Source organism: Collimonas silvisoli (genome assembly GCF_018305005.1).
GTDB lineage: Bacteria > Pseudomonadota > Gammaproteobacteria > Burkholderiales > Burkholderiaceae_D > Collimonas > Collimonas silvisoli.
Genome location: NZ_JAGQEG010000071.1, coordinates 22,548 through 29,060 on the forward strand (window position 1 = coordinate 22,548; position 6,513 = coordinate 29,060).

Annotated in this window: 7 protein-coding genes; 3 read left to right on the forward strand and 4 right to left on the reverse strand. The window is 57.2% G+C overall.

The genetic code is table 11. The features are described 5' to 3' along the window. The first annotated feature begins 12 nt into the window (after positions 1–12). The 3 genes from KHU33_RS18120 to gloA all read left to right on the forward strand — a co-directional run bounded on the left by KHU33_RS18120 (position 13) and on the right by gloA (position 2,228). Positions 13–759, forward strand: a complete 747-nt coding sequence (locus KHU33_RS18120) for a lysophospholipid acyltransferase family protein (RefSeq protein WP_211465465.1) — start codon at positions 13–15, stop codon at positions 757–759. Between the two features lie 35 nt (positions 760–794). Continuing rightward, a complete protein-coding gene (locus KHU33_RS18125; protein ID WP_211465467.1) occupies positions 795–1,730 on the forward strand; it encodes a M48 family metallopeptidase in 936 nt (311 codons plus the stop codon). An 87-nt stretch (positions 1,731–1,817) separates the two neighbouring features. Further along, positions 1,818–2,228 (forward strand): lactoylglutathione lyase, encoded by a 411-nt coding sequence (gene gloA, locus KHU33_RS18130; RefSeq protein ID WP_211465469.1) that lies wholly within the window; start codon positions 1,818–1,820, stop codon positions 2,226–2,228. A gap of 37 nt (positions 2,229–2,265) precedes the next feature. Here gloA and rsmA read toward each other — a convergent pair whose 3' ends face one another. The 4 genes from rsmA to KHU33_RS18150 form a co-directional block, all read right to left on the reverse strand. After that, positions 2,266–3,051 carry a 16S rRNA (adenine(1518)-N(6)/adenine(1519)-N(6))-dimethyltransferase RsmA gene (gene rsmA, locus KHU33_RS18135; protein ID WP_211465470.1) on the reverse strand — a complete coding sequence of 262 codons (786 nt, stop codon included), beginning with the start codon at positions 3,049–3,051 and terminating at the stop codon, positions 2,266–2,268. A 96-nt stretch (positions 3,052–3,147) separates the two neighbouring features. Further along, entirely contained in the window at positions 3,148–4,221 is a 1,074-nt protein-coding gene (gene pdxA, locus KHU33_RS18140; protein WP_211465471.1) for a 4-hydroxythreonine-4-phosphate dehydrogenase PdxA, read from the reverse strand. Between the two features lie 32 nt (positions 4,222–4,253). After that, entirely contained in the window at positions 4,254–5,669 is a 1,416-nt protein-coding gene (locus KHU33_RS18145; protein WP_230414370.1) for a peptidylprolyl isomerase, read from the reverse strand. 35 nt (positions 5,670–5,704) lie between these two features. Further along, on the reverse strand, positions 5,705–6,513 hold an 809-nt coding region (locus KHU33_RS18150; RefSeq protein ID WP_211465473.1), incomplete at its 5' end, for an LPS-assembly protein LptD.

The following is a 6,513-nucleotide window of genomic DNA, read 5'->3' on the forward strand; positions in this document are numbered from 1 at the left end:
TCTGGAGCCTGAATGTCACGTTTCTTCCTGTTTCTACGTTCGCTGCTGTTTTTCCTGTTAATGACGATCCTCACTGTCATCTGGTCGATGGCTTGCATCCTGTTTGCGCCCTTCCCTTACGCCAGGCGTTATTACCTGACCGCGCGCTGGAATGTCATCGTGATCTGGATGGCCCAGGTCATTTGCGGGATTCGTTATCAGGTCAAGGGTTTTGAAAATTTCCCGGATGGGCCGGCGGTTGTATTGAGCAAACATCAGTCGGCATGGGAGACGATTTTCCTGCTGCCGATGACGCCGCGCCCGCTGGTATTCGTGTTCAAGAAATCGCTGACCTACATCCCGTTTTTCGGCTGGGGCATCGCCCTGCTGCGCATGATCCCGATCGATCGCAGCAAAGGCCGCGACGCCTTCGCGCAAGTGGTGGTGCAAGGCCGCAAGCGGCTGGCGGACGGCCAATGGATCATCATGTTCCCGGAAGGCACGCGGATTCCAGTCGGTCAAACCGGTAAATACAAGAACGGCGGCAGCCGCCTGGCGGTGGAAACCAATACACCGGTGGTGCCGATCGCGCACAACGCGGGCGAATGCTGGCCGAAGAATTCTTTCATCAAGAAACCCGGGCTGATCACCGTGTCAATCGGCAAGCCGATCTATCCGGAAAACATGGATAGCAGCGAGTTGATGGCAAAAGTCGAAAATTGGATAGAATCTGAAATGCGCGTGATTTCACCGCATGTGTATTCCAAGCAGTCCAAGTAGCATTAGTAGCATTAACCCCTCCAGTTCGGCCGCCATTGAAACTATTGCATCAAAAGCAAGAAAAGCCGCGTCTGGGACCGCGTAATCGACCCCAGGGCAAGGCACAGCAGCAACAAGCGTTGCAACTGGATCTGTTTGCCGACGATACGAGCGCAGACGCGGCGCCGCGTAAGCCGCCACCGGCGGGTCCGCGCTCAAAGCCGGGGCTTCCAGTTCTGGAACCGGGCGAAGCGACAGTACTGGCGCCCGGCAAACGTCGCCTGCACTTTGGCGAGCATGTCCTCGATTACACCTTGTTACGCTCCAAACGGCGTTCCATCGGCTTTCTGATCAGCGACGACGGCTTACGCGTCACCGCGCCCAAATGGGTCACGCTGGGCGACATCGAAACCGCCATCCGTGAAAAGAAACGTTGGATTTTTACCAAGCTGGCCGAATACCGCGACCGTTCGACACGCCGCATGCAACCGCAAATGCAGTGGCGCGACGGTGAAACCCTGCCCTATATGGGGCGCAGCATCACCCTGCGGATTCACGCCACGCAGAGGGCCGGCATCCATTTTGACGAAGCAAGCGAACAATTGATCATCTGCTTGCCGGCCGACGCCGGCGAGCAGCAGCTCAAGGATCGGGTACTCGGCTGGCTGCAGCTGGAAGCCAAGCGCGTGTTCGCGGAGCGGCTGCCGATCTATGCCGAGAAACTCGGCGTCAGCTACCAGTCGTTTGCGCTGTCGTCGGCGACCACCCAATGGGGTTCTTGTACTTCGGAAGGCAAGATCCGGCTGAACTGGCGGCTGATGCATTTTGCGCTGCCGCTGATCGATTACGTGATCGCGCATGAGTTGTCGCATCTGCGCGAGATGAACCACAGCCCGCGTTTCTGGGCCACGGTACAATCTATTTTCCCCGAATTTGAAACTGCCAGGAAAACCCTGCGCGACAGCGCTCAGGAAACCCTGCCGGTTTTTTGAAGCAAGCACGTTCCGACTTGCTCCGCCGATTGAAGACATCAGCGTAGATCCGGGCAATATCTCTCTTCCCAACCATTGAGAAAAACCATGCGAATCCTCCATACCATGCTGCGCGTCGGCAATCTGCAACGCTCCATCGATTTCTACACCAAGGTGCTGGGCATGAAACTGCTGCGCACCAACGACAATCCCGAGTACAAATACACGCTGGCGTTTGTCGGCTATGGCAGCAATCCCGATCATGCGGAACTCGAACTGACTTACAACTACGGTGTCGACAGCTACGAGCAGGGCACGGCCTTCGGACATCTGGCGGTCGCTGTCGAAGACGCCTGCAAAGCTTGCGACGACGTCAGAGCACAGGGCGGCAATGTGACGCGCGAAGCCGGTCCGGTAAAGGGTGGCAGCACGGTGATTGCCTTCGTCCAGGATCCGGACGGTTACAAGATAGAATTAATAGAGCGCAAGGCCGACAATTCGCCCAGCGAGAAGTTATAAGGCCGGCAGCGCTTGGTTAATAACGTTTCTGTAGCACTTAAGCAGCGCCGCCAGTCCAGCGATTTGCCAGTTCGACGAATCGCTCCATGGCAACCGCCTCGGGCCGCGCCTGCGGATCGACACCGGCGTCGATCAGTTGATTTTCGGTGAACATGCCGGCCAGGCAATTGCGGATCACTTTGCGGCGCTGGCTGAATGCCTTTAACACCACGGCCTCCAGTTTCTGCTGCTCGCAGGCCAGAGGCTGGGCAATCGGGATCATCCTGACGATCGCCGATTCGACCCGTGGCGGCGGATCGAAAGCGGTCGGCGGCACTACAAACAGCAGCGCCATCTGATAACGCCATTGCAGCATCACCGACAGCCGGCCAAACGCCTTGCTGCCGGGCTGCGCCACCATCCGTTCCACCACTTCCTTTTGCAGCATGAAATGCTGGTCCTGCACCCGCGGTGCGATCTCTGTCAGATGAAACAACAAGGGGCTGGAAATGTTGTAAGGCAGATTGCCGACCACCCGCAATTTACGCTCGCCGACCAGCGGAATGCTGCTGAAATCGAACTTCAGCGCATCGGCGGAATGCACGTGCAAACGGGCCGGATCAAAATTTTTCTGCAAGCGCGCCACCAGATCGCGATCGAGCTCGACTACGTGCAACTGTTGCAGCGACTCCAGCAGCAAACGCGTCATGGCGGCCAGGCCGGGGCCGATTTCGACCATATTGTCGTCGGCCTGCGGATCGATGGCGCTGATGATGTTGTACAGCACGGTGTCGTCCGTCAGGAAATTCTGGCCGAAGCGCTTGCGGGGAATGTGGTTCTTCATATTTTCTTTATTTGCGAGGCGGGAAAGCTAAAACAAAGCAGGACGTTTAAGAGTCAGCGGCGCGCAGTGTACCAGCCCCGGCTTACTCTTTCGCCTTTACTCTTTCGCCAATTGACTCAGCCGCGCCATTTGCGCCGCCACGTTCAGCGCCGCCAGCATGCTGCCGTGATCGGCCTGCCCCAAACCGGCCACAGCGAGATCGAGTGCAGTGCCGTGATCGACCGAAGTACGGATAAACGGCAAACCCAGCGTGATGTTGATGCCGTGCCCAAAACTGGCATATTTCAATACCGGCAAACCCTGGTCGTGATACATCGCCAATACGCAATCGGCATCCGCCAGATATTTTTGCTGGAACACGGTATCGGCCGGATAAGGTCCGCGGACGTCGATGCCGCGCGCTTGAGCCGCTTGCAAGACCGGGATGATGATATCGATTTCTTCGCGCCCAAGATAACCGCCCTCGCCCGCATGCGGATTCAAACCCGTCACCAGGATCCGCGGCTGCGCCAGGCCGAATTTCATTTGCAAATCGGCATGCAGGATGTCGATGGTGCGGCTCAGACTGTCAAGGGTGATCGCTGCCGCCACATCTTTCAACGCCAGATGGGTAGTCGCCAACGCTACCCGCAACGGCGGCGTGACCCGGTCCGTGGCCAGCATCATGACAACCTGCGCCGTCGCGCTTTTTTCGGCAAGATATTCGGTATGGCCGGTAAACGGCACGCCAGCGTCATTGATCGTGCTTTTTTGCAGAGGCGCCGTGACCATGCCGTCGAATATTCCCTGCTGCGCGCCGTCGATGGCGATATCCAGCGTGCGCAATACGGCGCGGCCGTTGCGTGCATCCAGCTGGCCTGGCTGCACATGGGCATCGAGAGGACAGTCGATTACGGCAATCTGATCATGCGGAAAATTCGGCAAGCCATTGTTGCGCAAAGCCTGTTGCGAGAGCGCGACGAGCCGGATTTGCGGGTCGATCTCAGCCGCGATCATCGCCAGGAAAGCAGCGTCGCCAATCAGCACGCTGTTGATTTCAGCACGCAACTGCCAAGCCGCCTTGATCGCGACTTCAGGGCCGATGCCAGCCGGCTCGCCGCAAGTGACGGCCAATACCGGCCGCGGCCGTCTTGGCGATTCGAGCGGGGTTGTAGCCGATTGTTCAGACATACGCTACTCTCGACACTGGCTGGTACGCTGCATCAGCGATCGTCGTTACGGTATTCCACATAGGTCCGGTCGCGCAGCTGGCGCAACCAGTCATTGGTAGCTTCTTCGGTTTTACGTTCACGAATCGCCATCCGCGCTGCCAGGCGCTGACGTTCCTTGGACACATCGTTGGTCTTGCGCTCCAGCACTTGAATCAAATGGTAACCAAACGGCGATTCGATCGGATCGCTGACCTGGCCCGGTTTCAATGCATCCATCGCGCGCTCGAATTCAGGTACTGTATCGCCCGGGTAAACCCAGCCCAGATCGCCGCCCTTGGAAGCCGACAAATCGTTCGAATTCAACTTGGCCAGATCTTCAAAGGTGGCGGCCTTATTGTCCAGGCGTTCCTTCAAATCGGTCAGGCGACGGCGCGCTTCAGCCGCTGTCACGGTTGGCGTCACCTTGATCAGGATATGGCGCACATGGGTCTGCTGAACCGGTGCCGCTGCAGTGTCAGTCGGCGCAGCGGCGGCGGCGCGCTTGTTAACCAGCTTGATGATATGAAAACCGTTGGCGCTTTTCAGAATGCTCGATGTCTGCCCCGGATTCAGATTGGCGACGGCCTCCACAAACAGCGTCGGCAGGCGATCTTGCGAGCGCCAACCCATGTCGCCGCCGGTCAAGGCGTCGCTGGCATCGGAATAAGCAGCGGCGACCGCGGCGAAATTACCGCCCGACTTGATTTGCTGCATGGCTTCTTCAGCACGTTTGGCGCGCTGCGCAATCTGCTCGGCCGAAGCATTTTCCGGCACCCGGATCAGAATCTGCGCCAAGTCCAGTTCCTGGGCGGTCTGCTTGTTGCCGCTTTCAGCGGCGAGGTAATTGTCGACTTCGGATTCAGAAATCTGGATCTTGTTGTCGACCTCGCGTTCACGCAGGCGCTGCAACAACATTTCTTGCCGGATCTCTTCGCGGAAAGATGGGTAAGGAATCTGGTCATGCGCCAACTGCTTTTGAAAATCCGCCATCGACAATTTGTTCTGTTCGGCAATCCGGCTGATTGCGCGGTCCAGCATGACGTCGTCCACCGACAAGCCGTTTTCTTTCGCCAGCTGTACTTCGGCGCGTTCAAGAATCATGCGCTCCAATAATTGTTTTTGCAGTTCCGCAACCGGCGGCAACTCAATCTTCTGGGCGCGCATGCGTTGCACCACGTCGCTCATGCGCTTGGCCAATTCCTGTTGGGTAATCACATCGGTGTTCACCACTGCGGCAATGGCGTCGACTGTCTGCGGCGCCGCTTTGCTGGCAGCAGGCTTGGCTGCCGGCGTGGCAGCAGCGGGGGCGGGAGCGACCGCGGGCGGCGCCGACTGATTCGCCGCGGCTTGAGCCCAAGCGCCGCCGGCAGTAGCTGACAGCAGCGAGAATGCGATTGCAGCGAGTTGGATTTGATTGGTTTTACGCATAATTGGAAAAACGTTCATAAGTAAAAATGACGGATTCAACGGCTAATGAAAGAGTCGGGTTGATTAACATTCTGATAACCTGGAACACCGCTACGCAGGGCTTGCATCGGATTCGACCCGAAGCTTGATAAACCATTCAACTCAAGTTGCACGAATATACCCGTAGTCGAGCGGGTTGACGATGTCGGCGTACGCTGCCCGACCACGCGGAACACCCAGCAATCTGCTTTGTATTCAAGTCCAAGCAAGCTTTGTCCGACGGTTTTTTCCTGCAAAGAATAGCTGACGCGGCCGACGCCGTACCAGCGGCGGCTCAACGGCCATTGTGCGGATACGTCAAACTGTTTCAGGTATTTATTATCCAGCAGCAGCGGGTCGACGTTATTGTGATCCAGTTGATAAGAGAAATTGATCACCTTTTTCGGGCCCGGCTGCCATTTGATGGTGGAGTTGGCGCGTACCCATTGATTATTACTCTGGCTATATTGGATAGTATTGTCGATGCCTAGCGCTTGCGTCACCTGCCCGCCCGCCGTCAACAGCAAATCCGAACGGCTGGTGGTGATCGTATCGGTAGTTCCTCCCAATGAAACGCGCGGCGGCGTAAAGTAAAACCGCTGGCCGATACCCAGGCGCAGGCGTTCTATCCCGGATTCCTCGATAAAGCGCGAAATCACCGCTGCGGTCAGCTGGTTGGCGTCGCCGATGCGGTCGTGACCGCTGTAACGATTTTCAGTGAAAATCTGGGCAAAATTAAAGTCCGCCACACCGCTGTCAAACAATGGAAACTGCCGCTGATCATGGTAGGGCGTGCGCACATAGAACAAACGCGGTTCCAGTGTTT

Coding starts and splice junctions, on each gene's coding strand:
- gloA (WP_211465469.1), top strand. CDS start 1,818: ATGCGAATCCTCCATACCATGCTGCGCGTCGGCAATCTGCAACGCTCC.
- KHU33_RS18120 (WP_211465465.1), top strand. CDS start 13: ATGTCACGTTTCTTCCTGTTTCTACGTTCGCTGCTGTTTTTCCTGTTA.
- KHU33_RS18145 (WP_230414370.1), bottom strand. CDS start 5,669: ATGCGTAAAACCAATCAAATCCAACTCGCTGCAATCGCATTCTCGCTG.
- pdxA (WP_211465471.1), bottom strand. CDS start 4,221: ATGTCTGAACAATCGGCTACAACCCCGCTCGAATCGCCAAGACGGCCG.
- rsmA (WP_211465470.1), bottom strand. CDS start 3,051: ATGAAGAACCACATTCCCCGCAAGCGCTTCGGCCAGAATTTCCTGACG.